Source organism: Crenalkalicoccus roseus (assembly GCF_004761865.1).
In the GTDB taxonomy this organism is placed as follows: domain Bacteria; phylum Pseudomonadota; class Alphaproteobacteria; order Acetobacterales; family Acetobacteraceae; genus Crenalkalicoccus; species Crenalkalicoccus roseus.
The window spans coordinates 16,027-42,027 of the sequence record NZ_SJDM01000005.1 but is presented as its reverse complement, the minus strand read 5'-3'; the positions used below and the strand labels follow the sequence as shown (position 1 = coordinate 42,027).

Annotated in this window: 26 protein-coding genes; 10 read left to right on the top strand and 16 right to left on the bottom strand. The window is 73.2% G+C overall.

Translation table 11 applies throughout. The annotated features are described in order from the left end of the window. Positions 1-12: 12 nt before the first annotated feature. Positions 13-462: an Lrp/AsnC family transcriptional regulator gene (locus tag ET526_RS06400; protein ID WP_135466856.1), complete on the top strand. Its 450-nt coding sequence runs from the start codon at positions 13-15 to the stop codon at positions 460-462. 23 nt (positions 463-485) lie between these two features. On the opposite strand, the gene lpxA is transcribed toward ET526_RS06400, so the two are convergent. From lpxA to rpsB, 13 genes are all read right to left on the bottom strand, one after another. Next, positions 486-1,337, bottom strand: a complete 852-nt coding sequence (gene lpxA / locus ET526_RS06395) for an acyl-ACP--UDP-N-acetylglucosamine O-acyltransferase (RefSeq protein ID WP_408869757.1) — start codon at positions 1,335-1,337, stop codon at positions 486-488. A gap of 14 nt (positions 1,338-1,351) precedes the next feature. Next, on the bottom strand, positions 1,352-1,837 hold the full coding sequence (gene fabZ, locus ET526_RS06390; RefSeq protein ID WP_135466854.1) for a 3-hydroxyacyl-ACP dehydratase FabZ: 486 nt from the start codon (positions 1,835-1,837) through the stop codon (positions 1,352-1,354). Between the two features lie 19 nt (positions 1,838-1,856). Further along, complete coding sequence (lpxD, locus tag ET526_RS06385) at positions 1,857-2,897, bottom strand: UDP-3-O-(3-hydroxymyristoyl)glucosamine N-acyltransferase (RefSeq protein ID WP_135466853.1); 1,041 nt, start codon at positions 2,895-2,897, stop codon at positions 1,857-1,859. 13 nt (positions 2,898-2,910) lie between these two features. Next, positions 2,911-3,690, bottom strand: a complete 780-nt coding sequence (locus tag ET526_RS06380; RefSeq protein WP_135466852.1) for an OmpH family outer membrane protein — start codon at positions 3,688-3,690, stop codon at positions 2,911-2,913. A gap of 23 nt (positions 3,691-3,713) precedes the next feature. Further along, positions 3,714-6,044: an outer membrane protein assembly factor BamA gene (gene bamA, locus ET526_RS06375; RefSeq protein WP_240048285.1), complete on the bottom strand. Its 2,331-nt coding sequence runs from the start codon at positions 6,042-6,044 to the stop codon at positions 3,714-3,716. A 110-nt stretch (positions 6,045-6,154) separates the two neighbouring features. Then, complete coding sequence (rseP, locus tag ET526_RS06370) at positions 6,155-7,228, bottom strand: RIP metalloprotease RseP (protein ID WP_135466997.1); 1,074 nt, start codon at positions 7,226-7,228, stop codon at positions 6,155-6,157. Positions 7,229-7,330: 102 nt separating this feature from the next. Then, positions 7,331-8,479 (bottom strand): 1-deoxy-D-xylulose-5-phosphate reductoisomerase, encoded by a 1,149-nt coding sequence (gene dxr / locus ET526_RS06365; RefSeq protein WP_408869755.1) that lies wholly within the window; start codon positions 8,477-8,479, stop codon positions 7,331-7,333. Positions 8,480-8,508: 29 nt separating this feature from the next. Beyond that, entirely contained in the window at positions 8,509-9,366 is an 858-nt protein-coding gene (locus ET526_RS06360) for a phosphatidate cytidylyltransferase (protein ID WP_135466850.1), read from the bottom strand. After that, on the bottom strand, positions 9,350-10,150 hold the full coding sequence (gene uppS / locus ET526_RS06355) for a polyprenyl diphosphate synthase (RefSeq protein WP_192898664.1): 801 nt from the start codon (positions 10,148-10,150) through the stop codon (positions 9,350-9,352). The genes ET526_RS06360 and uppS overlap by 17 nt, the downstream gene beginning before the upstream one ends. 24 nt (positions 10,151-10,174) lie before the next feature. After that, entirely contained in the window at positions 10,175-10,747 is a 573-nt protein-coding gene (gene frr, locus ET526_RS06350; protein WP_135466849.1) for a ribosome recycling factor, read from the bottom strand. A 61-nt stretch (positions 10,748-10,808) separates the two neighbouring features. Beyond that, positions 10,809-11,534: a UMP kinase gene (gene pyrH, locus ET526_RS06345; protein ID WP_408869754.1), complete on the bottom strand. Its 726-nt coding sequence runs from the start codon at positions 11,532-11,534 to the stop codon at positions 10,809-10,811. A gap of 145 nt (positions 11,535-11,679) precedes the next feature. Beyond that, a complete protein-coding gene (tsf, locus tag ET526_RS06340) occupies positions 11,680-12,615 on the bottom strand; it encodes a translation elongation factor Ts (RefSeq protein WP_135466848.1) in 936 nt (311 codons plus the stop codon). A 20-nt stretch (positions 12,616-12,635) separates the two neighbouring features. Beyond that, positions 12,636-13,517, bottom strand: a complete 882-nt coding sequence (gene rpsB / locus ET526_RS06335; RefSeq protein WP_135466847.1) for a 30S ribosomal protein S2 — start codon at positions 13,515-13,517, stop codon at positions 12,636-12,638. 234 nt (positions 13,518-13,751) lie between these two features. Here rpsB and ET526_RS06330 point away from each other — a divergent pair, with 234 nt between their 5' ends. Next, entirely contained in the window at positions 13,752-14,162 is a 411-nt protein-coding gene (locus tag ET526_RS06330) for a PRC-barrel domain-containing protein (RefSeq protein ID WP_135466846.1), read from the top strand. Here the strand turns inward: ET526_RS06330 and ET526_RS06325 are convergent. Together ET526_RS06325 and ET526_RS06320 are read right to left on the bottom strand one after the other, a co-directional pair. Then, on the bottom strand, positions 14,153-14,938 hold the full coding sequence (locus tag ET526_RS06325) for a WecB/TagA/CpsF family glycosyltransferase (protein WP_240048283.1): 786 nt from the start codon (positions 14,936-14,938) through the stop codon (positions 14,153-14,155). The two genes, ET526_RS06330 and ET526_RS06325, sit on opposite strands and share 10 nt — an antisense overlap. Continuing rightward, positions 14,928-16,193: an outer membrane beta-barrel protein gene (locus ET526_RS06320; RefSeq protein WP_135466845.1), complete on the bottom strand. Its 1,266-nt coding sequence runs from the start codon at positions 16,191-16,193 to the stop codon at positions 14,928-14,930. Before ET526_RS06320 ends, ET526_RS06325 begins: the two co-directional genes overlap by 11 nt. Before the next feature lie 301 nt (positions 16,194-16,494). Between ET526_RS06320 and ET526_RS06315 the strand changes: the two genes are divergently transcribed. The 6 genes from ET526_RS06315 (at position 16,495) to ET526_RS06290 (ending at position 22,365) form a co-directional block, all read left to right on the top strand. Further along, positions 16,495-16,899, top strand: a complete 405-nt coding sequence (locus ET526_RS06315; RefSeq protein WP_135466844.1) for a hypothetical protein — start codon at positions 16,495-16,497, stop codon at positions 16,897-16,899. Positions 16,900-16,910: 11 nt separating this feature from the next. After that, positions 16,911-18,665: a type I secretion system permease/ATPase gene (locus tag ET526_RS06310; protein ID WP_135466843.1), complete on the top strand. Its 1,755-nt coding sequence runs from the start codon at positions 16,911-16,913 to the stop codon at positions 18,663-18,665. Continuing rightward, the gene (locus ET526_RS06305; protein ID WP_135466842.1) at positions 18,662-20,089 is read left to right on the top strand and encodes an HlyD family type I secretion periplasmic adaptor subunit; all 1,428 of its coding nucleotides are present in this window, start codon (positions 18,662-18,664) and stop codon (positions 20,087-20,089) included. The genes ET526_RS06310 and ET526_RS06305 overlap by 4 nt, the downstream gene beginning before the upstream one ends. A gap of 156 nt (positions 20,090-20,245) precedes the next feature. After that, complete coding sequence (locus tag ET526_RS06300; protein ID WP_135466841.1) at positions 20,246-20,542, top strand: hypothetical protein; 297 nt, start codon at positions 20,246-20,248, stop codon at positions 20,540-20,542. A gap of 3 nt (positions 20,543-20,545) precedes the next feature. Then, positions 20,546-21,457, top strand: a complete 912-nt coding sequence (locus ET526_RS06295; RefSeq protein WP_135466840.1) for a glycosyltransferase family 2 protein — start codon at positions 20,546-20,548, stop codon at positions 21,455-21,457. Beyond that, positions 21,454-22,365 carry a cellulase family glycosylhydrolase gene (locus tag ET526_RS06290; RefSeq protein ID WP_135466839.1) on the top strand — a complete coding sequence of 304 codons (912 nt, stop codon included), beginning with the start codon at positions 21,454-21,456 and terminating at the stop codon, positions 22,363-22,365. The genes ET526_RS06295 and ET526_RS06290 overlap by 4 nt, the downstream gene beginning before the upstream one ends. A 1-nt stretch (position 22,366) precedes the next feature. Here ET526_RS06290 and ET526_RS06285 read toward each other — a convergent pair whose 3' ends face one another. Beyond that, the gene (locus ET526_RS06285) at positions 22,367-23,476 is read right to left on the bottom strand and encodes an acyltransferase family protein (protein WP_158295511.1); all 1,110 of its coding nucleotides are present in this window, start codon (positions 23,474-23,476) and stop codon (positions 22,367-22,369) included. A gap of 63 nt (positions 23,477-23,539) precedes the next feature. On the opposite strand from ET526_RS06285, the gene ET526_RS06280 reads away from it, so the two are divergent. Then, complete coding sequence (locus ET526_RS06280) at positions 23,540-24,937, top strand: O-antigen ligase family protein (protein WP_135466837.1); 1,398 nt, start codon at positions 23,540-23,542, stop codon at positions 24,935-24,937. Between the two features lies 1 nt (position 24,938). Then, positions 24,939-25,991, top strand: coding sequence for an acyltransferase family protein (locus ET526_RS06275; protein WP_135466836.1), 1,053 nt, complete (start codon positions 24,939-24,941; stop codon positions 25,989-25,991). Positions 25,992-26,001: the final 10 nt, after the last annotated feature.

Genomic DNA, 26,001 nt, shown 5'->3' with positions numbered 1-26,001 from the left:
AGGATCCGCCACATGGGTGCCCTGGACGAGCACGACCGCGCCATCCTCCGCCTGCTGCGCCAGGATGCGCGCATGAGCAACGCCGCCCTGGCCCAGGCGATCGGCCTCTCGCCCTCGGCCTGCCTGCGGCGGCTGCGGCTGCTGGAGCGCCGCGGCGTAATCCGCGGCTATACCGTGGTGCTCGACGAGCCCTCGCCCCGCGAGGGCGTGGTGGTGATCGTGCAGATCACCCTGGAGCGGCAGACCGACGAGCATCTGCGCCGCTTCGAGGAGGCGGTGCGGCGCTGCCCGGAGGTGCGGGAGTGCTACCTGATGACCGGCCTCGCCGACTACCTGCTGCGCGTCGAGGCGCGCGACGCCGCGGATTACGAGCGCATCCACAAGGAGCAGCTCTCGCGCATGCCGGGCGTGGCGCGCATCCAGTCGAGCTTCGCCATCCGCGCCGTGATCCGCGGCGCATGAGGGCGCCGCGCGGCGCGACCCGCTCAGCCTCCCTCGCCGTTCTCGTCGTCGCCCGGGCCGAGCTCCGGCGCCGCCATCCGCCCCGGACGGACGAGCTGGCGCCGGCGCGCCGGATCGCGGATGAAGGCGAGGATCTCCGCCACCAGCGGATCTTGCCCGAAGCGCGCCTCCGCCGCCTCGAGCCGCGCCGCAAACTCCCCCGGTTCCTTGAACAGCAGCGCGTGCGCGGCGCGCACGGTGCGAAGCTGCTCGCGGCCGCAGCCGCTGCGCAGCAGCCCGATGCGGTTGAAGCCGACCAGGCGCGCCGGCAGCCCGAACACGTAGCCGAAGGGCGGGATGTCGTTGGTGACGCCGGCGAGGCCGCTGACCATGGCCAGCCGCCCGATACGCACCGTCTGGTGCACCGCCGCGCCGCCGCCGATGAAGGCCCGGTCGCCGACATGCACGTGGCCGCCGAGCATCACGTTGTTCGCCAGGATCACCCCGTCGCCGAGCTGGCAGTCGTGCGCGACATGGGCCATCGCCATGATCATGCAGCCGGCGCCGACCCGGGTGGCGCCGCTGCCGCCGACGCTGGCGCGGTGGATGGTGGCGCCCTCGCGCACCAGCGTCCGCGCGCCGATCTCGCAGCCCGTGGGCTCGCCGCGATACTTCACGTCCTGCGGCGGGGTGCCGATGCTGGCGAAGGGCAGCACGCGCGCGCCGGCGCCGATGCGCGTTGCCCCCTCGATCACGACGTGGGAGACGAGTTCGACCCCCTCCTCCAGCACCACCTCGGGACCGACGGTGCAGTAGGGACCGATGCGGCAGCCCGGGCCGATGCGGGCGCCCTCGGCGACGATCGCGCCCGGCGCCACCGTCGCGCTTGCGTGGATGCGGTCCAAGGCGGTCAGCGGTCCAGGATCATGGCGGAGTAGGTCGCCTCGGCCACTACCTTGCCGTCCACCTTCGCCTCCGCCGCGAATTTCCAGATGTTGGCGCGCTGGCGCTCCTTGCGGATGTGGATGCGGAGCTGGTCGCCGGGCACCACGGGCTTGCGGAATTTCGCGTTCTCGATGGTCATGAAGTAGACCAGCTTGCCGGCCGCGGAGGGTCCGAGCGATTCCACCACCAGCACCGCCGCCGTCTGCGCCATGCTTTCGATGATCAGCACGCCAGGCATCACCGGGTGCTGCGGAAAGTGCCCCTGGAAGAAGTTCTCGTTGATCGAGACGTTCTTGATGCCGACCGCGGAGGTGCCCTTCACCACGTCCACCACCCGATCCACCAGCAGGAAGGGGTAGCGGTGCGGGATCGCGTGCATGATGCGCGCGATGTCGAAGGTCTCGTAGGGACCGGAATCGGCCTCCGCGGCCGCGCTCTCGGTTGTGTCCATAATCCGTTCGCCAGAGCCTCTAGCCCGCCTTGTGCCCTGCGCGGGCCGCCGCACGCCCAAGCTGCCGCAGCCTGACGATGGCGCGCCAGAACTCGCGCACCGGCCAGGCGGGGCTGCCCAGCACGTCCGCGCCCGCGGGCACGTCCTCCATCACGCCCGCCTGGGCGCCGATCCGCGCCTTGTCGCCGATGCGCAGATGGCCGACCAGGCCGGCCTGCGCCGCGACCATCACGTGGTTGCCAAGCAGGGTGGAGCCGGAGATGCCGGACTGCGCCACCATGACGCAGCCCGCGCCGGTGCGCACGTTGTGCCCGATCTGCACCAGATTGTCGAGGCGGCTGCAACGGCCGAGCACCGTGTCGCCCTGGCTGCCCCGATCCACGCAGGCATTCGCGCCGACCTCGACGAAATCCTCAAGGATCACCCGCCCAAGTTGCGGCATGGTCTCGTAGCCCCCATCAGGCGTGAGGGCAAAGCCGAATCCCTCCTGCCCGACGCGCGCCCCCGGATGCAGCACAACCCCTCTTCCCGCGATGGCGTGCGTGATGCTGCTGTGCGGATGCAGCCGGCATTCCTCGCCCAGCTCCACCCCGGGGCCGACCACCACATGCGCATGCAGCACGCAGCCGCGCCCGATACGCGCCCGCGCGCCGACCACCACATAGGGACCGATCTCCACTCCCTCCCCGATCACCGCCTCCTCGCCGATCACGGCGGTCGGATGGATGCCGGGAACGGGGGCGGGCGGCGGGTGGAACAGCCGCGCCACGCGCGCGAAGCCGAGATAGGGCGTCTCGGTCAGGATCGCGGCCGCGCCGGCGGGCAGCGCGCCCTGCATCGCGGGCGCGAGCACGACCGCCCCGGCGCGCGTGGCGCGCAGCGCCTCGACGTAGCGGCGGTTGTCGAGGAAGCTGACATGCTCCGGCCCCGCCTCCTGCAACGGGGCGACGCCGCTGAACAGGCGGCTCTCGTCGCCCTCGACGCGCCCGCCCGCCGCCGCCGCGATGGCGGAGAGGCGGTGCGGCCCGGTGGAGGCGAAGAAGCGCGGATCGGCGGCCACGGCCCGCGGGGTCCTAGCGCCGCTGCTGCTGCGGCTGCTGGCTCTGGCCGGAGCGCTGCGCCGCGGGCGGCGTTGCCTCGGCCGAAGGCTCGGGCGGAATGGTGACGCTGCGCAGCGTGGTGTTGAACACGCGCACCACCTCGTCCGTCAGGTCGAAGGGCGCGTCGTTGAAGATCACCAGCTCCCGGCGCAGCACCAGGTTCACGTTGCGGCTCGCCGCCACCTGCTGGATCACCTGCCCCATGGTGCGCTCGATCTCGAGCAGCGCCTGCTGCGCCGCCTGCTCGATGGCGCGGTTGCGCTCCCGGAAGATGCGCTGGCTCTCGGTGATGCGGTCCTGCAGGTCCCGCTCCCGCTGCCGGAGCTGGTCGGCCGGCAGGGAAGCGCGCTCGTTGGCGAGCTGCTGCTGCGCCTCGCGCCAGGAGGTCTGCTCGCGCTGCAGGTCCTCGTGCAGCTTCTGCTGGCGGCGCCCGATCTCGTCGCGCACCTGGTTGAACGCCACGGCCTGGCGCTGGATCTCCTGCACGTCGACGAGACCGATCACCGCCGCCGGCGGCGGCTGGCCGGGCGGGAGGGCCGGCGGGCGCTGCGCCTGCGCCGGGCGCTGCTGCGGCGCCTGCGCCGGCCGCTGCTGCGGCTGTGCCTGCGCCGGGCGCTGCTGGCCCTGGCCGGGAATGAACCATTCCTGCTGCTGCTGCTGGGCGGAGGCGGACGGGGCCATCAGCAGGCCTGCCGCCAGGAACAGTGCCGACGCGGCAGGCAGGGCACGGGCAAGGAGAGGGGAAAGGACCATGGGCGATGGGATCCCGGGGAAGGTCAGAAGCGGGTTCCGAAGCCGAAGCGGAAGACCTGCGTCTCGTCGTAGGGCTTCTTCACCAGGGCCTGGGCGATGTCGAGGTTGATGAGGCCGAAGGGGCTGCGCCAGGAGACGCCGATGCCGGCGCCGACGCGCGGCGTGGCGTCGTCGCGCACCTCCGGCCCCTTCACCGACTGGGTGAGCGAGCCGACATCCACGAAGGCGCGGCCGACCAGGCCGAGCTCCGCCGGCAGGGGCAGCGGGTAGCGCAGTTCCGTCGTCTGCGTCCAGAGGAAGCGGCCGCCGAGGCTGTCGCGGGTCGTGATGTCGCGCGGCCCGGCCCCGCCGATGCGGAAGCCGCGCAGGTTCTCGCCGCCGAGGAAGAAGCGGTCCACGATGCGGTCGCGGCGGTTGAACAGCGGCTCCAAATAGCCCACGCTGCCGCCGATGGAGAGCACCCATTCGGAGCTGCCCATCAGCCACTCCAGCGGGACAAAATAGCTTCCGTCCACCCGGGCGCGGATATAGGCCACGTCGCCGCCGAGCCCGGCGAAATCGGTGCCGAGCCGCAGGATGTAGCCGCGGCGCGGATCGATGAAGCTGTCGCGCACGTCGTAGCTGAGCGTCTGGCCGATCTGGGAGAGCAGCGTGGTGCCGCGCTGCTCCTGCACGAAGCGCGAGGCTTCCGGCAGCACGTCGAACACCTGCCGGTTGATCAGGCTGTAGGTCCAGGACTGGCGGAGCCGCTCGTTGAAGGCATAGCCGATGCGTACCGCGAAGCCGGCGCGGCGCTCGCGGTAGCTGGCGATGGTGAGCAGGTTGCGCTGCAGGTAGAAGAGGTCGATCCCCGCCGCCAGGTTGCGGTCGAGGAAGTACGGGTCGGTGATGGAGAAGTCGAGCTGGCTGCGGCGCTGCGCCAGCGTGCCGTTGATGCGCGCGTCGATGCCGGTGCCGAGCAGGTTGCGCTCGCGCAGGCCGACATCGGCGAGGAAGCCGGCGTCGGTGGAGTAGCCGCCGCCGAGGGAGATCTCGCCGGTGGCCCGCTCGGTCACGGTGGTGGTCACCACCGTCCGGTCCGGGGCCGAGCCCGGGGAGGTGGTCATCTGCACGTCGGCGAAGTAGCCGAGGTCGCGGATGCGGTCGCGCGAGCGGCGGAGCTGCGCGGCGTTGAAGGCATCGCCCTCCGCCACACGGAACTCGCGGCGGATCACGCGGTCCTGCGTGCGGGTGTTGCCGACGATGTCGATGCGCTCGACGAAGACGCGCGGCGCCTCGTTCATCTCGAAGGTCAGGTTGACCCGGCGCGCCTCGCGGTCGCGCTGGATGCGCGGCTGCACCTCGACGAAGGCGAAGCCCCTGAGGTTCGCCTCGTCCTGCAGGCGCTGCACGGTGCGCTCGACCAGGTCGCCGTCGTACCAGTCGCCCGGCCGCAGCTCGAGATAGCGGCGGAAGGGCGCGGGGTCGAGGTTGCGCAGGTTGGAGACCAGCTCCACCTCGCCCACCCGGTAGCGCGGCCCCTCCTCCAGGGTGAAGGTGACGAAGAAGCCGGTGCGGTCCGGTGCGAGCTCCGCGGTCGCGCCGGTCACCTGCACGTCGGCATAGCCGTTGCGCAGGTAGAAGCGGCGCAGCAGCTCGCGGTCGAAGGCCAGCCGCTCCGGGTCGAGCTGGTCGGAGGTCGAGAGCAGGCGGTACCAGGCCTGCTCCCGCGTCGAGATCACCTCGCGCAGCCGGCGGTCGGAATAGGCCTGGTTGCCGACGAAGTTGATGCGCGCGACCAGCGCCGCCTCGCCCTCCCGGATCTCGTAGACGACGTCCACCCGGTTCTGGTCGAGCTCGATGATCTTCGGTTCCACCACCGCGGCGAAGCGGCCGCGCCGCGCGTAGAGCTCGAGGATGCGCTGCCGGTCCGCCTGCGCCGCCTGGGTGGTGAACACCGAGCGGGGGCGGAGCTGCACCTCGCCGCGCAGCACGTCGTCGGAGATCCTGCGGTTGCCCTCGAAGGCGACGCGGTTGACGATCGGGTTCTCCACCACCTCCACGATCACGCGGCCGCCGTCGCGCCGGACCTGCACGTCGCGGAACAGGCCGGTGGCGAACAGCGTCCGCAGGCTGCGGTCCAGGCGCTCCGCGTCGAAGGCGTCGCCCGGCTGGAGCAGCATGTAGGAGCGGATGGTGTCGGCCTCGATGCGCTGGTTCCCCCGCACCTCGATCGCCTGGACCACGCCCTCGGGCGCGGCCGGGGCGGCGCGCGCGGGGGCGCGGGGCCTGGTCTGCGCCTCCGCCGCCAGCGGCAGCAGCGCGGGCGCGAGGCATGCGGAGGCGAGCAGCAGGGCGCGGGGAAGCAGGGACAAGGGCGTTCCGTGGGGCGAAAGGAGGTGTCGCGTTGCGGGCGGCACAATAGCTGCGGGCCGGTGCCGCCGCCACCCCGCAGGAGCGGCCCGGGCCCCGCGCGCCTCCCGCCTCAGCCGAACAGGCGCATGATGTCGTTCCAGGACACGAAGATGAACAGCGCCACCAGGAGGGCGAAGCCGGCCCGGAAGCCGTATTCCAGCGCCCGCGGCGGCAGCGGCCGGCCGCGGATCGCCTCCGCCGCGTAGAACAGCAGGTGGCCTCCGTCGAGCAGCGGGATCGGGAACAGGTTCAGCAGGCCGAGGCTGATCGAGAGCAGCGCCATCAGGTTGACGAGCGGCAGCAGGCCGAGCGAGGCCGCCTCCCCGCTCACCTCGGCGATGCGAATCGGGCCGCCGAGATCCGCCGTGCTGCGCGCGCCGGTGAGCATCTCGCCCACGGCGACCAGGGTCTGCCAGGTGAAATCCGCGGTCTGGACCGTGCCCGCCACCAGGGCGGAGAAGGGATCGAGCCGCTCGAACCGCGCCGCCCCGCCCTGGATGCCGAGCATCCCGACCGTGCCCTGCGGCGCCTCCCGCGCCGCCGGCACGGCGGCGATGGTGAGTTCCTGCCCGTCGCGCCGGACGCGCAGCTCCACCACCTGCCCCGCGCGCGGCTGCACATGGCGCTGCACCTGGTCGAAGCGGCTGACGCGCTGGCCGTCAAGGGCCAGGATCTCGTCGCCCGGCCGGAGGCCCGCCTGCGCCGCCGCCGAGCCCTCCACCACCGCGCTGATCGTGGTGGTGCCGACCGGCTGGCCGACGGTCGCGAAGATGCCGGCGAAGAGCAGCGCTGCGAGCAGGAAGTTGGCGGCCGGCCCGGCGGCGACGATGAGGGCGCGGCTGCCCACCGGCTTCTCGTGGAAGGTCTGGCCGCTGCGCCAGCGCGCGCGCACCTCCTCCGGCGCGTCCTCCGGCGCCTCCTGACCATGCAGCTTCACGTAGCCGCCGAGGGGAATCCAGCCGAGCCGCCACTCGGTGCCGCGCCGGTCGGCCCAGCGCAACAGGGGCCGGCCGAAGCCGATCGAGAAGGCGTCCACATGCACGCCGCGCCAGCGCGCGGCGAGGTAGTGCCCCATCTCGTGCACGAAGACCAGCACGCCGAGGACGATCGCGAAGGCGATCAGCGTGCGGGGCAGCGCCGGCAGCGCGTCCCAGAGGCCCGTCAGCAGATCCACACCAACCTCCAATGCGTGCCGGCCCCCTTCCGGGGCGAGCCGGCCTCAGGCGAGAGCCGCCGCGCCGCCCCCTCAGGCCGCGGCGCGGCGCGCCGCCAGCCGCAGCGCCTCCCGCCGCGCCAGAGCGTCGAGTTCGAGCACCGCCTCGAGGCCGGCGACCGCGGGCGCGCCGAGCGCCTCGAGCGCGTCCTCCACCACCGCGGCGATGTCGAGGAAGCCAAGCCGGCGCTCCAGGAACAGGGCGACCGCCGCCTCGTTGGCGGCGTTCAATACTGTGGGGGCGCCGCCCCCCGCCCGCAACGCCTCCCGCGCGAGGCGGAGAGCGGGAAAGCGCACCGGGTCGGGGGGGAAGAACTCCAGCCGCCCGAGCGTGGCGAGGTCGAGCCGCGGCAGCGCCACCTCCATCCGCCGCGGCCAGGCCAGGGTGTGGGCGATCGGGGTGCGCATGTCCGGCGTGCCGAGCTGGGCGAGGATCGAGCCGTCGGCGTACTGGACGAGGCCGTGCACGGTGGATTGGGGATGCACCAGCACCTCGATCCGCGGCTCCGGCACCGGGAACAGGCGCGCCGCCTCGATCAGCTCCAGCCCCTTGTTCATCATGGTGGCGGAATCGATCGAGATCTTCGCCCCCATCTTCCACACCGGGTGGCGCAGCGCCGCATCCGGCGTCGCGGCGCGCATGGTGGCGATGTCGGCGGTGCGGAACGGCCCGCCGGAGGCGGTGAGCACGATCTTCTCGACCATCGCCGGGTCGCGCGCGTCGAGCGCCTGGAAGATGGCGTTGTGCTCGGAATCCACCGGCAGCAGGGCGGCGCCGGAGCGGCGCGCCGCCTCCAGCACGATCTCCCCGGCGCAGACCAGGCTCTCCTTGTTGGCGAGCGCCACCGTCCCGCCGCGCGCCAGCGCCGCGAGAGTGGCGCGCAGCCCGGCGCTGCCGACGATCGCCGCCATGGTCCACTCCGCCGGCCGGGCGGCGGCCTCCACCACCGCCTCGGGGCCGGCGGCGGCCTCGATGCCGCTGCCGGCCAGCGCCTCCTTCAGCGCCGCGTGGCAGGAGGGGTCGGCCACCACGGCGAGGCGCGCCCCGTGCCGCCGCGCCTGGGCGGCGAGGGCGGCGACGTCGCGGCCGGCGACCAGCGCCTCCACCGCGAAGCGCCCCGGCGGCGCCGCCTCGAGCAGCGCCAGCGTGCTCCTGCCGATGGAGCCGGTGCTGCCCAGCACGCTGACGCGCCGCGGCGCGGCGCCAGGCCCTAGCGCCACAGCAGCACCCCGGGGCCGAGCAGCAGCGAGAGCAGCGAGGCCGCGGGGGCGGCGGCGAGGACGCCGTCGAGGCGGTCGAGCAGCCCGCCATGGCCGGGGATGAGGGAGGAGGAATCCTTCACGTGGAAGCGTCGCTTGATCCAGCTTTCGAACAGGTCGCCCGCCTGGGTGAGCAGGCCGAGGAAGGCCGCGACCAGCACCACCCGGCCGGACGGCCCAGGGGCCATGACATACGCCGCCGCGGCCCCGGCCGCCACGGCCGAAAGCAGCCCGCCCCCCGCCCCTGCCCAGGTCTTGTTCGGCGAGATCGCGGGGGCGAGCTTCGGCCCACCCAGGACGCGGCCGGCGAGATAGGCCCCGATGTCGCTGGCCCAGACCACCACGAACAGGAACAGCACGTTGGCGCGCCCGGCCCCGGCATCGCCGCGCAGATGGATCAGGGCGAGGCCCGCCAGGCCGATGTAGAGCACGCCGAAGCCCAGCCAGAAGGTGGGGGCGGCGCGGCGTGCCCGCGGCGCCTCGGCCAGCATCCAGGCGAGGCCGAAGCCGGCCAGCAGCACGAGCAGCGCCGCGGCGTAGGCGTCCGCCACCGCGAGGGTGCCTGCCCCGAGCACGGCGAGCGGCACCGCCATGCCCGGCAGGCGGCGGGTGGAGAAGCCGCAGAGGCGCACCCACTCCCAGGCCAGCACCGCGACGGCCGCGGCCACCAGGGCGGTCCAGGCCTCGGCGCCGAGCCAGATGCAGAGCAGGGCGGCAGGCAGCAGCAGGGCGGCGGAGGCGACGCGCTTGCGCAGGTCGCGCCAGCGGCCGGCCGCCGGCGGGCCGGCGCCCTCAGCCGCTGCGGGCACCGTAACGCCGCTCGCGGCGGGCGAAATCGGCCAGCGCCTCCTCCAGGTGGGCGGCCTCGAAATCCGGCCACAGCACGTCGAGGAACACGAACTCCGCGTAGGCGGCCTGCCAGAGCAGGAAATTGGACAGGCGCTGCTCGCCCGAGGTGCGGATGATGAGGTCGGGGTCGGGCATGCCGGCGGTGTAGAGATGTGCGGCGAATCCCGCCTCGTCCAGCGCTTCGGGGTCGAGCGTGCCGGCGCGGGCGGCGGCGGCGATGGCGCGCGCGGCGGCCAGGATCTCCGCCCGCGCCCCGTAGGAGAGGGCGATCGTCAGGTTGAGCCGGGTCCCGCCCGCGGTCGCGGCCTCGGCGCGGTCGATCTCGCGCGCCGTCTCGGGACCGAAGCGCAGCCGGTCGCCGATCACGCGCAGCCGCACCCCCTCGCGCGCCAAGGTCTCCACCTCGGAGCGCAGGTAGTAGCGGAGCAGCCCGGTCAGCGCCGTCACCTCCTCCGCCGGGCGCATCCAGTTCTCCGAGGAGAAGGCAAAGAGGGTCAGCCAGGAGACGCCGTTGCGTCCCGCCGCCTCGATCGCCCGGCGCGCCGCCTCGGCGCCGGCCTTGTGGCCGAGGGAGACCGCCATGCCGCGCGCCTCGGCCCAGCGCCGGTTGCCGTCCATGATGATGGCGACATGCGCGGGCGGGCGGCCGGGGCCGGAGGGGCGCGGCGGCGCGGCGGCCAGCGTCGGCTCGCGCGCGGCTTCGGGCAGGCCGCCGGCGGGGCGCGGCTTCAGGGCGCTAGGCATGGCAAAGGATCCGCGGGCGCTCGCTCAAACCTGGCGGATGTCCTTTTCCTTCTCGGCCAGCGCCGTGTCCACCTGCCTGATGTACTGATCTGTCAGCTTCTGCACCTCGTCCTGGGCGCGCTTGGCCTCGTCCTCGCTGATCGGGGCCTTCTTGTCGTGCACGAGCGCCTTGATCTGCTCCATGCCGTCGCGGCGCACCCCGCGAATCGCCACCCGCGTCTGCTCCGCATAGCGCGCCGCCGCCTTGGCCAGCTCGTTGCGGCGCTCCTGGGTCAAGGGCGGCAGCGGCACGCGGATCACCTGCCCCTCGGTCTGCGGGTTGAGGCCGAGATTGGCCTCGCGGATCGCGCTCTCCACCGCCTTGACCAGCGCCTTGTCCCAGACCTGCACCGAGAGGAGCCCGGGCCCGGCGACCGAGATGTTGGCCACCTGGTTGAGCGGCGAGACGCCGCCATAGGCCTCGACGCGGATCGGCTCAAGCAGCGCCGGCGAGGCGCGGCCGGTGCGCAGCCCCGCGAACTCCTTCCTGAGCGTCTCCATCGCCCCGTCCATGCGGCGCTGGAGGTCCTGCCTGAGCGTCTTGAGATCGGCCGCCATGGCCCTGTTCCCCATTCCCGTCGGTGCGGCGGCCGCGGCGCGGGCGCCGGGCCCCCGGCCGCTATTGTTCCACCACCGTGGTGAACCGCCCCTCCCCGCGCATCACCGCGGTGAAGGCCCCCGCCTCGTGGATGTTGAACACGATGATCGGCAGGCCGTTCTCCCGCGCGAGCGAGATCGCCGCCGCGTCCATCACCGCGAGGTCACGCGACAGCATGTCGAGATAGGTCAGGGTCTCGTAGCGTTCCGCCTTCGGGTTCTTGCGCGGATCGGCGGAATAGACCCCGTCCACCTGCGTGCCCTTGAGCAGCGCCTGGCAGCCCATCTCGGCCGCCCGCAGCGCCGCCGCCGTGTCGGTGGTGAAGAAGGGGTTGCCGGTGCCGGCGGCGAAGATCACCACCCGGCCCTTCTCCATGTGCCGGATGGCGCGGCGCCGGATGTAGGGCTCGCAGACCGCCTCCATGGCGATCGCGCTCTGCACGCGGGTCGGCACGCCGATCTTCTCCAGGGCCGACTGCATGGCGAGGGCGTTCATCACGGTCGCCAGCATGCCCATGTAATCGGCCTGGGCACGATCCATGCCCGCCGCGGCCCCCGCGATGCCGCGGAAGATGTTGCCGCCCCCGATCACCATGCACACCTGGACGCCGAGATCGAGCACGCCCCGCACATCCTCGGCGATGCGGCGGCAGACCGAGGTGTCGAGGCCGTAGTCGCGCCCGCCCATCAGCGCCTCGCCGCTGACCTTGAGCAGGACACGCTGGTAGGCGGGCTTCCGTGTCATCATCGGACCATCGAGGAGGGCTGCGAACCATAGGCACGGCCTACCCGCCCGGCAAGCGCGGGCGCCCGGGCAGGCACGCAATCAGCCGTGGGGTTGCGGGCGGGCCGCCGGCAGGGAGGGTAAGCCCCTCCCCGGCCAGGGGAAGGCGTCAGGTCGCCGGCTCGCCGGGGTTGACGGCGATGCCGGCGGCGGCGGCGACCTCGGCGGCGAAGTCGCCGGACTGCCGCTCGATGCCCTCGCCGAGCTGGAAACGGGCGAAGCCCCGGAGGGTGAGGCCGGCCTTCTGCAGCACCGCCTTCACCCGGCTCTCGCCGTCATGCACCCAGACCTGCTCGAGCAGCACCACTTCTTCATAATACTTGCGGATCCGCCCCTCGACCATCTTCTCGATGATCGCCTCCGGCTTGCCGGAGGCGCGGGCCTGCTCCGTCAGCACCGCCTTCTCGCGCTCCAGCGCCGCGGGGTCCACCCCGGCGATGTCGAGCGCCTCCGGCCGGGCGGCGGCGACATGCATGCCGATCTGCCGCCCGAGCGTCTCCATCACCTCGATCTCGGACCCACCCTCGAGTGCCACCAGCACGCCGATCTTGCCGAGCCCCGGGCGGACGGCGCTGTGGGTGTAGGTGGCGACCACGCCCCGCTCCACCGCGAGGCGCTTGGCGCGGCGGATGGTCATGTTCTCGCCGATGGTGGCGATCAGCCGGGTCAGCTCCTCGGCGACGCTGTGGCGGGTGCCGGGATAGGGCGCGCGGCGCAGCGTCTCCAGGTCGTCGCCGACCGAGAGGGCAAGGCCCGCCACCTCGGCGACGAAGGTCTGGAACATCTCGTTGCGCGCCACGAAGTCGGTCTCGGCGTTCACCTCGACCATGGCGGCGACGTTGGGGCCGCTGGCGACGCCGATCAGCCCCTCGGCGGCGGTACGGCCGGACTTCTTGGCGGCGGCGGCGAGGCCCTTCTTGCGCAGCCAGTCGGTCGCCGCCTCCATGTCGCCGCCGGTCTCGGCCAGGGCGCGCTTGCAGTCCATCATGCCGGCGCCGGTCTTCTCGCGCAGGTCGCGGACCATCGCCGCGGTGATCTCGGCCATGGGGTTGTTCCTCTCCTCGCTCAGACCTTGCCGGCCTGGTTGCCGTCGTCGCGGTTGGCCTGGACCATCGCCTCCATCGCCTCGCGGTCCACGCCGATGGTGGGGCTGGCCTGCGCCTCCTCGAGCACCGGCTCGCCAGCGGCCGGCTCGGCCAGTTCCGGCTCCTCGGGCGGCAACTCCTCCGCGGCGCCGATGTCCACGCCCGAGGCCTGCAGCTCGGCCGAGATGCCGTCGAACACGGCGGCGGCGACCAGGTCGCAGTAGAGGTTGATGGCGCGGATCGCGTCGTCGTTGCCGGGGATCGGGTAGGCGATGCCGGTCGGGTCGGCGTTCGAATCGACCACCGCCACGACCGGGATGCCGAGCTTGTTCGCCTCGTCGATCGCCAGCTTCTCCTTCACCACGTCGATGACGAACAGGATGTTGGGCAAGCCGCCCATCTCCTTGATGCCGCCGAGCGCGCGGTCGAGCTTCTCCTTCTCCCGGGTCAGCATCAGGACCTCCTTCTTGGTGAGGCCCCTGGTGTCGCCGGAGAGCCGCTCCTCCATCTGCTTGAGGCGCTTGATGCTGCCCGTGATGGTCTTCCAGTTGGTCAGCATGCCGCCGAGCCAGCGGTGGTTGACGTAGTACTGGCCGCAGCGGGTCGCCGCCTCGGCCACGTACTCCGCCGCCGCCTTCTTGGTGCCGACGAACAGCACCCGCCCGCCCGCCGCGACGGTGTCGCGGATCGCGCGCAGGGCGCGGTCGAGCATCGGCACGGTCTGCTGCAGGTCCAGGATGTGGACCTGGTTGCGCACGCCGAAGATGTAGGGTGCCATCTTCGGGTTCCAGCGCCGCGTGTGGTGGCCGAAATGCACCCCGGCCTCGAGCAGCGTGCGGAGCGAAACGGTGGGCATCGCCATCGGCGAGTCTCCTTCCAGTGGTCCGGTTGGGGCCTCCGCGGCGCTCTCCCCCGAAGGGGACCGGACCCGTTCCGGTCAGGAAGGGTGCGCCGCGTGCGGATTGCCGGCGGCGGGCGGGCCCGCCACCGGCCGGCGGGCATATGGCACGCTCCCCCCGCACCGGCAAGGCGGACCGAACCCCGGGCCGAGCCGGCGCGTTGCCGCCGCGACGCGCACGCCACCAGCGAGGCCCCGATGCAGCAGAAGACGAACCCGCCCGCCGCCGACATCCCCATGGGAGCCGAGGGCGTCCCGGTGGACGAGACGGAGCGGCTGATCGCTTCCGACAAGGTGGAGGGCACGCCGGTCTACAATCTTCAGGGGGAGAGCATCGGGTCCATCTACAACCTGATGATCGACAAGCGCTCCGGCCAGGTCTGCTACGCCGTGATGAGCTTCGGCGGCTTCCTCGGCATCGGCGAGCGCTACCACCCCCTGCCCTGGAAGATGCTGCGCTACGAGCCGCGCCAGGGCGGCTATGTGGTGGACCTCACCCGCGAGCAGCTCGAGGGCGCGCCGAGCTACGGCCGCGACGAGGCGCCCTGGGGCGATCCGGAGTATGGCCGCTCCGTCTACGGCTACTACCGGATCCCCTTCTACATCTGAGGCGAGAGCGGCCCCCGGCCGCGGCGTGCCTCCCGCCACAGCAGGCGCAGGATGGCCGGGCTGTCCACCAGGTAGCGCCGCGCCAGGCGGGCGGGGTCCTGCGCCAGCCGCCAGGCCCATTCCAGCCCGGCCCGCTGCAGCACAACCGGGGCGCGCCGTTCCAGTCCAGCGAGGAACAGCAGGCTCGCCCCGACGCAGAGGCCGAAGCCGCTGGCGCGTCCACGCCGGCGGAGCGCCGCCGCCACCCTCTCCTGGCGGGGGGAGCCGACGCAGAGCAGCACGAAGCGCGCCGGATGCGCCTCCAGGAAGGCGAGCGCCGCCTCCAGCGCCGCCGGATCGGCGTCGAAGCCCATCGGCGGGTCGTGATGGGCGATGCGCGACAGGCCGAACCGGTCGGCCACCCGCGCCACCGCCGCCGGCGGGGCGCCGAGGATGGCGAGCGGATCCCCGGGGCGGATCACCTCCCGGAACAGCGCCGCGGTCAGGTCGCTGCCCGGCACCACCGGCGGCGGGGAGAGGCCGAGGCCGCGGGCAAGGCGCGCCACCACGCGGCTGTCCAGCAGCCGCAGCGCCGCCTCCTCGTAGAGGGGCCGCAGCGCCGGCTGCCGCGAGAGGCGCACCAGGTGGTCCGCGTTCGGCGTGACGGCATAGGCGAAGGGCGCGTCCGCCGGCCGCGCCGCCAGGCGCCGCAGCACCTCCTCCATGCCGAGCCCGGCGAAGTCGAGGCCGAGCAGCGGGCGGGCGGGCACCCGCCCCAGGGGGTCGTCAAAGGGCAATGCGCAGCCGCACCTGCAGCAGGTTGCGGTCCCACTCCGAGATGCCGCCCGAGGCCGACAGGCGGTTGTAGTGGCTGTAGCTGCCGATCAGGGCCAGGTTGCGGTTGATCAGCCAGTTGGCGCCGAGGGTGAGGACGCCGTCCGTCACCGTCTGGGTCGGGCGCTCGTATTCCCGCCGCTCCAGCCGGGCCTGCCCGGTCAGGATGACGTTGCGCAGCAGCTCGTGGTCGATGGTGAGGGAGCCGTTGTAGCGGCGGTAGCCCACCGAATCCTGCCGGATCGACTCCTCGATGGTGCTGGCGACGGCGAGGCGAAGGGTGGTGATCAGGGTCGGCGCCCAGGTCAGGCTGCCCTCCACCGCCGGGCCGCTCAGATTGCGGAATTGCGGGGCGCGGTAGTCGCGCTCCCGCCAGCCGATGGAGAGGCGCGCCTGCCACACCCCGTCGAAATCGTACTGCAGGCCGGCCAGCGCCTCCCAGGTGAAGCTGTCGCGGCCGCGGGCGATGCTGTCGCGGTAGCTGATGTCCTGCAGCCGCACCACGAGGTTGGCAGCCCGGCCGGGAGCGAAGAAGTAGCTGGTGCCGAGGGCGCCGATGACGGTGTCGAAATCGTTGGTCGAGACGCGGGAGAACGGCCCCTGCCCCCCGACATCCTCGAAGCGGAAGGTCCGGTAGGTGCCGATGGCGAGCAAGCCGATGCGGTTGAGGCGCGTGGTGCCGCTGACCGAGATCTCGTCCGAATCGTAGGGCACCGGGCGAAAGACGCCGGCGCGCTGCACATCGAAGTCATAGACGTCTAGATGGGCGCGATAGTGCCGGTATTCCGCCCGCACGCTGGTGTCCACCGAGAAGTCGTAGCGACCGAAGCCGCCGATGCTCCAGTCGGTCCAGTCCAGCTCGGAGCGGCTGAACTGCTGGCGCGCCTCGAGATCGGCGGAAAAGCCGAGCGCGTGGGTGCTCCAGAGGCTGTTCAGCGAGGCGTCGAGGCGCTGGGTCGCGTAGCCGTCCGATACCTGGTTGCCACGCCGCCCGAAGACGTTGCTGTCCCAGCCCACCCCCGCCTGCAGCGCGGCGTCGAGGCGGAAGCCGCCGAGCCGCACGCCGAGCGGGTCGAATTCGGGCCGCGGCCGGGTGGGAACGGTGACCCCGCGCTCGACATCGCGCCCGCCGAAGGCCTGCCCCGATGCCTCGGTGGCGATGGCCCCGCCGACCAGAAGCGCCAGCCCGATCCGTGCCAGCGATTGCCGCCCCCCCATGGCTCCCCCGTCCCTCGAATCCGCGCCGGTCAGGTAACACGGCCGGCCCGGCGCGGCCAATGCGCGAGGATCACGATACCCTTCCAGAGTGGCCTCCTCGGCACGCCGCCGTCACAGCTTGGATCGGCAAGCGGAAAGATGCAGAAGCCGCTTGCAAATAATCGTGAGCAAGGCGTGAATGGTGGGCGCGGGGGCGGCCGGGCGTGGCGCCATGCCCTATGCCGCTCCCCCCCACCTTCCCCCGGCCCCGGTGCCTCCGCCGGGCCGCGGCACCGCCAGAACCTGGAGCCGATGCATGGCGATGACGGAACCCAGCCGGACGGAGACGGCCGGCGCGGCGGCGGGCGCCCCGCTCCTGCCCGGCCCCGACGCCTTCCGGGCGGGCGACTCCGAGGAGGACCGGCTGGTCGCCCAGCTCGCCTTCGCCATGGCCGCTGAGCGCGGCCTGGCCGCCTCGCCCGAGACGGTCGAGTCGCTGCGCACCCAGGCGGCAGCCACGCTCAGCGCCTTCGCCTTCCGCTACCTGCACAACCGGGTGGAGGAGATAAGGCGCGAGGCGGTGGCGGCGCAGCTCGGCCGGATCGGCCGCCCGCCGGGCTTCCTGCGGCTGGTGCTGGCCAACCTGGCCGCCCTCGCGATCGCCGCCGTGGCGGGCGGCTGGATCGCGCTGTACCCTGAAACCCTTTCCGGCCTTCTCGGCCGCTGACAGGCGGTTCCATGCTCCAGCTCCGCGCCGGCCTGCACGGCGCCTCCCCTTCCGGAAAGACCATCCTCCGGCAGGCCCTGGCCGCGTGCCGGCGGCACCTGCTGCTGGTCGGGCTGTTCAGCGGCGTGGTCAACCTGCTGCAGCTCACCACCTCCATCTACATGATGCAGGTGTTCGACCGGGTGCTCGCCACCCGCGTGCTCGACACCCTCATCTACCTGACCGTGATCGCCATCGCCGCCGTGCTGGTGCTGGCGATGCTCGAGGCGGTGCGCAGCCAGGTGATGCAGCGCCTGGCGATGTGGGTGGAGCACCGGGTGGCGCCGGAGGGCTTCGTCCGCGCCATCGAGAGCACGCTGCGCGGCCGCCCCTACCGCATGGAGGCGCTGCGCGACCTCGCGGTCTGCCGCGGCTTCCTGAGCTCCCCGGGCGCGCTCGCGCTCTACGACGTGCCCTGGGTGCCGATCTACATCGCCGTCATCTTCCTGCTGCACCCGGTGATGGGCTGGATCGCGCTCGGCGGGGCGCTGGTGCTGTTCGGGCTGACGCTGGCGAGCGAGTTCGCCACCTCCGGGCTGCTCAGGGAGGCCAATACCGCCGCCATGGCCTCGCAGCGCCGGGCGGATTCGATCTCCCGCAACGCCGAGGTGATCGACAGCATGGGCATGCTGCCCGCCGTGGTCGGCCACTGGCGGCAGTCGGTCTCGGCCATGGCGGAGCCGCAGCAGCGCGCGCTCGACCGCGCCGCGGTACTGCTGGCGGCGACCAAGTTCTTCCGCCTCGCGGTGCAGATCGGCATCCTCGGCGCCGGCGCCTACCTGGTGCTGCTGCAGGAGATCACCGCGGGCGCCTCCATCGCCGGCTCCATCATCATGGGACGGGCGCTCGCGCCGGTGGAGCAGATGATCGGCGGCTGGAAGCAGCTCGTGCAGGCGCGCCAGTCCTACCGGCGGCTGGAGGGCTTCCTCTCCCTGCCGCGGCTGCGCCCCCCCGGCCTGCCGCTGCCGGAGCCGACCGGGCAGCTCTCGGTCGAGCGCGTCTCCTACGCCTTTCCCGGTCAGGGGGTGGCGATGATCAAGGGCGTGCATTTCAGCCTGGCCCCCGGCGAGAGCCTGGCCGTGATCGGCCCCTCAGCCGCCGGCAAGACCACGCTGATCCGCCTGCTGATCGGCACCCTCCCCCCCTCGGCCGGCACGGTCCGGCTCGACGGCGCCGACGTCTACCAGTGGATGCGGGAGGATTTCGGCCGCCATGTCGGCTACCTGCCCCAGGACGTGGAGCTGTTCGACGGCACCGTGTTCCAGAACATCGCCCGCATGGGCGAGGCGGAGCCCGAGGAGGTGTTCGAGGCGGCGCGGCTCGCCGGCTGCCACGAGATGATCCTGCGCCTGCCCAACGGCTACGACACCGAGATCGGAGAGGGCGGCATGTACCTCTCGGGCGGACAGCGCCAGCTCATCGGCCTCGCCCGCGCCATGTTCGGCCGGCCCAAGCTCGTGGTGCTGGACGAGCCCAACAGCAACCTCGACGGCGACTCCGAGGCGGCGCTGATCCGGGCGCTGGAACGGCTCAAGGCCGGCGGGACGACGCTGGTGCTGGTCTCCCACCGCCCGGCCCTGGTGCAGGGGGTGGACAAGGTGCTGCTGCTGAAGGACGGGGCGATGGAGATGTTCGGCCCGCGCGCCGAGGTGCTGAAGCGGCTGATGGCGCCGCCGCGGCCGGCCGAGGCGCCCGCCGCCCGGCTCGAGGGGAGCGGCGCGCGATGAGCGGCGGCGCCACCACCCTGCCCGCCGCGCCGGGGCCGCGGGCGCTCGCCCTGCCGCGCGGGCGCGCCCTCGCGCCGGCCGGGCGGGGGGACCTCGTCGTGCCGCTGCCCGGCCTGGTCCCCGACCCGGTGCTCGACGCCCCGGCGCCGCGCACCCGGCTGCCCGTCGTCTTCGGGCTGATCGTGTTCCTCGTCTTCGTGGTCGGCTTCGGCGCCTGGGCCGCCCTCGCCCCGCTGGCCGAGGCGGCGCTCGCCCCGGGTGTGATCAAGGTGGAGGGCCAGCGGCGCACCGTGCAGCACCTCGAGGGCGGCATCGTGCGCGAGATCCTGGTGCGCGACGGCAGCAAGGTGCGGCAGGGCGAGGTGATGCTGCGCCTCGACGACATCCAGGCCGACAGCGCGCTCGAGGCGCTGCGGGCGCAGCGCTGGAGCCTGCTCGCGCAGGATGCGCGGCTGAACGCCGAACTCGTCCGGGCCGCGGAGGTGAGCTTTCCCGCCGAGCTGCTCGACAGCCCGCACCCGCGCGCCCGCGACGCCGTGGTCGGCCAGCGCACCCTGTTCGAGGCCCGCCGCGCCAGCCTGAACAGCCAGGTGCAGGTGCTGCAGACGCGCATCGAGCAGCAGCAGGGCGTGATCGCCGGCGCCGAGGGCCAGCTCGCCGCCGCCCGGCGGATGCTCGACCTGATCCGCCAGGAGGAGGCGACGACACGCGGCCTGCTCAACCAGGGCCTCGCCCGGCTGCCGCAGGTGCTTGCCCTGCAGCGGGGCATCGCGCAGGTGGAGGGCACCATCCAGCAGTATGGCGGCGAGATCAGCCGGGCCAACGCCACCATCGCCGAGGCGCGCCAGCAGATGCAGCAGGTGCTGGACCAGCGGATGCAGGAGGCCTCGGCCGAGCTGCGCGAGGTGCGCGCCCGCCTCGCCGACGCCGAGGAGCGGCTGCGCGCGGCCGAGGACGTGCTGACGCGGCGCGAGATCCTCGCCCCCGAATCCGGCACCGTCGTCAACCTGCGCGTCTTCACCCTCGGCGCGGTGCTGCGCGCCGGCGAGCCGGTGCTCGACATCGTGCCGGATCAGGACCGCCTGGTCGCCGAGGTGCACATCCAGCCGAACGACATCGACGTGGTCTATCCCGGCCTGCAGGCCGAGGTGCGGCTGCCCGCCTTCAAGCAGCGGCTGGTGCCCTACCTGCACGGGCATGTGACCTGGGTCGCCGCGGACGTGACCACCAACGAGCAGACGCGCCAGCAATACTACCGCGCCTTCATCATGATAGACCCCGAGCAGCTCGAGCGCCTGCCCAACGTCTTCCTCACCCCCGGCATGCCGGTGGAGGCGCATGTCCGCATCGGCGAGCGCAGCTTCCTGCGCTACATCACCCAGCCGATCCGGGACAGCTTCCAGCGCGCCTTCCGCGAGCAGTAGCGGCCGGGCGAGGCGGGCCGCCGCCGCGGGCCCACCCCGGAGCGGATCGCGGGGGGCCGGAAGCGCGGATCCGCCCCACCACCAACGAGCCGGGACCGGTGCCGCGTGCGCAGCCGAGCGGCACCGGCCCCGGCGCCAACAGGAGAGTCAGCCACCATGCCCGATGCCCGCACCATCTTCGCCGACGGCATCCTGGAGGCCAGCGTCACCCACGGGGTGGTGCGCCTGACGCTGGCCCAGGCGGGCGCGGACGGGAAGCCGCTGCCGGCGGGCCAGCTCGTCATGCCGCTGACCCAGCTCCCGGCCTTCGCCAACGGCCTCGTCAACCTGCTCCGCCAGGTGGAGAGCAAGATGAAGGAGGCCCAGGGGGGCGGCGGACAGTCGCCGGCCGGCAATGGCGGGGGCGAGGGCTCGCCCCCCAACCTCTCGGGTGCCTTCCGCTTCGGTAGCTGAGCCGTGCCGCTGACGGTGGTGCTGTGCACCCACGGCCGGCCGCACTACCTGCGCGCCTGCCTCGCGGGGCTCGCCGCGCAGACGCGGCGGGACTTCGCCGTGGTGGTGGTGGACAGCGCCTCCCCCGCCGCGGAGGCGGCCGCGATCGCCGCCCTGGCCGCGGAGGCGGGCGCCCGGCTGCTCCGCGCCGAGGCGCCCGGCCTGTCCCACGCCCGCAACCTCGGGCTGCGGGCGGCGGCGCCGGGCTGGGTCGCCTATCTCGACGACGACGCGGTGCCGGAGCCCGGCTGGGCCGCCGCCCTGCTCGGCCGCATCGCCGCCCTGCCGGCGAAGGCGGCGGCGCTCGGCGGGCGCATCCTCCCCGCCTGGGAGGCGCCGCTGCCGCCCTGGTGGCCGCCCTCGCTGCGCGGGGTGCTGACCATCGTCGAATGGGAGGGCTTCGGCGAGGTCGGGCGCGACCTGCCGGCGGGGGTGGAGATCTACGGCGCCAACATGGCCTTCGCCCGTGCGCCGCTGCTCGAGATCGGCGGCTTTCCCGAGGCGCTCGGGCGCATCGGCGACCGCCTGCTCTCGGGCGAGGAGGTGGAGGTGGTGGCGCGGCTGCGCGCCCGGGGCTTCCGCGCCTTCTACGACGGCGCGGCGGCGGTGCGGCACAGCATCCAGCGCGAGCGGCTGCGCCCGTCCTGGCTGCTCTCCCGCCTGCTGTGGCAGGGCGCGACGGACGCGATGCGCGACCGCCGGCAGGGCGGGCCCGGCCGCGCCCTCGGCGCCGCCGCCCGGCTGCTGGTGCAGGCGCCGCTGCTGCTCTGGCCCGCCGCCTCTCCCGCCCTGCTGCGGGCGCGCTGCGGCGCGGCCTACAATCTCGGCTATCTCCGCGGGCGCCTTGCCCCGCTCGGGCAGGAGGCCGGGGCATGAGGCGCCGCGTCCTTCTCGGCGCCGCCGCCGGCCTCGCCGCCGCCCCCGCCGCGGCGCAGGGCGCGGCGCGGGAGCGGCTGCGGCGGCGCCTCGCCGATCTCCGCCTCGGCGCCAATCTCGAGCGCTGGTACCCGATCGCGCGCGACAACCAGCCCCGCCGGCTCGGCCGGGAGTGGTGGCGCGGCTTCCGCGCCGCCGGCTTCGACCATGCGCGGCTGTTCATCCCCGACGTGTCGCAGACCGGCGACTCCCAGGAGGTGCTGCGCCTGTTCCAGCAGGCGGTGGAGGATGCGGTGGCGATGGGGGTGCCGGTGCTGCTCGGCCTTGCCGACTTCTTCTATCACAGCCACCCCTGGCCCGAGCGCTACTGGCAGGCGCTGCGCAGCCGGGCGGCGTTCTTCGGCCCGCGGCTCGACCCCGAGCACGTGGTGCTGGCCCCGATCAACGAGCCCGCCTTCCCCGACACCGCCACCTGGCTTCCCGTGCGCGACCGGCTGCTCGGGGAGGTCCGCCGCGCCGCGCCGGCGCATCTGCTGATGTGGGGCGGGCGGGAATGGTGCAGCGCGCGCTCCCTGCTCGAGGCCACGCCGCCGGCGGATCCAGGCACCATCGCCGAGGCGCATGACTACCAGGCGGGCAGCCCCGAGGCGGTGCGCGCCCGCTTCGCCCCCGTCGCCGCCTGGCGGGAGCGGCACGGCCTGCCCGTGCTGGTCAGCGAGCTCGGCGGGGCGGAGGCGAACAAGCAGAACCCGGCCGCGCTGGCCGAGGATCTGCGCCAGGTGCTGCCGGTGCTGCGGGAGCTGCGCCTGCCGGCCGCGCTCTGGGCCTACACCCATGGCGGCTGGTGGCGGCTGCAGCGGGGGGACGACTCCGCCCCCCGCCCGGAGATCCGCGCCGCGCTCGGCTGAATCAGCCGGCCGCCGCCGGCACCGGCGCCGGGCGCCTGCGGCCGAGGATCCAGCGATGCGCCGGCACCTCGACCAGCCGCCAGGCGAGCCAGCCGAGCAGCAGGTTGAGCGCGAAGGCGCCGGCCATCAGCCCGAGCCGCGCCGCGAGGCCCGGCTCGGCGACGCGGAGCAGCCCGACCAGCGCCGCCTCGACGAAAACCCAGCAGAGATAGACCCCGAAGGAGGCCTCGCCGAGCCGCAGCACGAGGTCCTGGCGCGGCGCGCCGGCGACGCGCCGCCGCTGCCCGCGCAGCCAGAGGCCGGCGATGGCGGCGGCGAGCCCCGCCACCACCAGCGCATCCTGCCCGAGGGCGAGCCCCGCCGGCACCGCCGCTGCCCCGGCGAGGGTCCAGGCGGGTAGCCGGCCCGACGTGGCCAGCCGGCCCAGGGCCATGCCGAGAAGGAATTCGCAGCCGAACCGCACCAGCCCGAGATGCACCGTGTAGTTCAAACCCACCCCCGGGTTCAGGCTGCCGAGCCAGGCGAGGCCGCCGAGCGCGCCGAGCGCCAGCGCCGGCACCAGCGGCGCGGGCAGGCGCAGCATCCCCCACAGCAGCAGCGGAAAGGCTAGGTAGCCTGCCCATTCCGCCGAGAGCGCCCAGGAGGGGTAGTTCCAGGCCAGCCGGTCCGTCGTCTCCCAGGCGTTGACGAGGAGGAGCTGGAGCAGGAAGTCCTCGGCCGAGAACCGCTCCGGCTCGCGGATGGGGATGCCGAGCTGCACCGCGGCTAGCACCACCGCCAGCAGGCCGAGCAGCGCCGCGAGATGCAGCGGCCAGATCTTCGCCACGCGCCGCAGCAGGAAGGCGCCGACCCCCTGCCACCCGGAGGGCGGCCGCGCCGCGTATCCGACCCAGAGCGCAAAGCCGGACAGCAGGAAGAACCCGTCCACCCCGAGATAGCCCACACCCAGGACCGGGGCGAGCCAGGGGAGGCCGGCACTCACCCTGAGGGCAAGATCGAGGTGATAGAGAACAACCCAAGAGATCAGCACGAAGCGCAGCCGGGTCAGGGACGCCTCGCGCGGCGCCCCCGCCTCTCCCGTTCCGCCGGCGACCCGACCCCCCTCCAGCATCCGCCTCTCCTGACACATCGCTGATTGGCCGCGCCGGCCCCGGCATGGGAGAACGCTGCCCGCATGCGAGTCGTTGCGTCCCCGGCCTTCGGCCTCCTGGCCTCCTTCCTCGGCGCCTCGGCGCTGCTACTGGTGGCGCTTCTGCTGCCCGAGCGCACCATGATGGTGCTGCCGCTTCTCGTCCTGGCGCTGCTCGCCCTCGTCCTCTACCAGATTCCCGTCGCCTTCGCCGCCCTGCTGGTGCTGATGTACGGGCTTGGCCTCGACATCCAGTTCGGCGTGCAGCTCCGCGACATGGGGGGCTCGGCGGCGGCGCTCGGCGTGGCGGTGGTAAAGATAGCGCCCTTCGCACTCGCCGCATCGCTGATCCTGCGCTACGGCGTGTCGCGGGCGATCAACTGGCCGTTCCTCGCCTTCACCGTGGTGGGCGGGCTCAGCCTCGCCATCCTGCCGATCAGCAACGTCATCGACACCGGGGAGATGGTGCGCAGCTTCCTCGGCTCCACCGCGCCCTTCGCCCTCGGCTTCGCGCTCGCGCCGCACAAGGTGTGGACGGTGCTGGTGCGCGGTGTGGCGGCGGTTCCGGTGACGAGCGCCTTGCTCGGCCTATTCGCCGACCTGCTCGGCCTCTACCCGGCCTTCGACCGGTTCGGCCGCTTCCAGGGCCTGCACTCGCCGCCCTTCCTGGCTGGGTTCTGCGTCACCGCCATCTTCGCCTGCGTGCTCGAATACCTGCGGGGCTTCCGGCCCATCTGGCTGGTGGCGGGCGGGATGAACCTCGCGGTCCTGCTCGCCACCCAGGCGCGCGCCCCCCTCTTCACCGTGGCGCTGTTCCTGCTCACGGTATTCCTGCTCTCCAACCGCCGCATCTTTCCCCTGCAGCGCAAGGTGGACCTGGTGATGGGCGGCCTGGTGCCGGCGGCGCTGCTGCTCGGGCCCTTCGTGGCCTACGCGCTGGAGCGCTTCATCGGCCGCGACGGAGAGTTCAACTACTCGGGCCGCGACATCATCTGGCCCTACTTCACCGAGGCGATCGCCGCCCGCCCGCTGTTCGGCTGGGGGCTCGGCGCCGGCAAGCTGATCGTGGACCCCGAGGATCCGATGATCCGCCTGCTCGGCAGCAACGCGGCCCACAACGAGTATCTGCGCCTCGCGGTGGATGCCGGCATCGTCGGCTGCGCCCTGATCTTCCTCTGCATCATCGCCTGGATCTGGGGCGGCACGCGCCGCGCCGCCCCGTCCGACCGGCTGGTGCTGCGCGCCGCGCTGGTGGCCGCCCTGGTGCACAGCGGGTTCGACAACACGCTGATCGCCACCACGGCGGTGATGCAGTTCACCTTCTTCGCCGCCGCCATGGCCCGCGCCCGGATCGAGGCGCGCCTCGCGCAGCGCCAGCACCCCGCCTGGCAAGGCGCCGGACGATATCCCCCCGCCACGCACGGCGGGTACGCCACCGGCTGAGATGTCGCAGACCCTGCCCCTGCAGGCCCCCCTGGCGCCGTCGAGCGCCGCGCAGGCCCCGGCGCGGACGCGCCGGCTCGACATCGAGCGCGCGAAGGGGATCGCGATCCTGCTCGTGGTGTTCGGCCACATCGTCGCCCAGCGGGCGCCCGCGGGCGTCGAGTGGTACGAGCCCGTGCGCTACGCCATCTACCGCTTCCACATGCCGTTCTTCCTCTATCTCAGCGGCACGGTGGTGGTGCTGAGCGGCCTGCTGGCCCGGCCGCCCTCGGCCTGGCCGGGGGTGGTGCGCGCGCGGGCGGAGCGGCTGCTGCTCCCCTTCTTCCTGCTCGGCCTCATGATTCTGCTGGCCAAGCTCGCCGCCATGCAGGTCGTGTACGTGGACAACGTCCCGGACGGGTTCTGGGGTGGGCTGCGCGACCTTTTCTGGACCACCGAGCGCAGCCCCGCGGTCACCGTCTGGTACCTGGCGGTGCTGTTCCTCTGCACGGTGGTGTCGCTGCCGCTGATGCGCCTCGGCATCGGCGCCGGGGGGCTGGTGGCGCTCGGCCTGCTGCTGCAGCTCGTCGAGGTGCCGCCGGTCGCCTATCTCGACCGCTTCGCCAGCCACTTCCTGTTCTTCGCCGCCGGCCTCTGGGTGGCCGAGCGCCAGGGGACGCTGCTGCCTGCCTTCGAGCGCGGGCAGTGGCTGTGGTGGCTGCTGTTCGGCGCCGCGCTCGGCCTCGCCCTCGCCGGGGTGCTGGAGGCGCGCCAGGCGCTGGTGGTCTGCGGGCTGCTCGCCATCCCCGCCCTGCACGGGATGGTGCGCCTGCCGCCGGTCTCGTCCTGGTCCTGGCCGCTGTTCTTCGGCCGCTACGCGATGGCGATCTACCTGTTCAACACGCTGGCCATCGGCGGCACCAAGGCGCTGCTGATCGCCGCCGGCATCGGCTGGACGGCGGAACATTTCTGGATCCACGCCATCCTGCTGACCCTTGCCGGCGTGGCCCTGCCGATCGCCTTCAAGCGATGGGTGTTGCGCCGCGTGCGCCCCCTCGACCGCATGACGGACTGACACCGGGTCC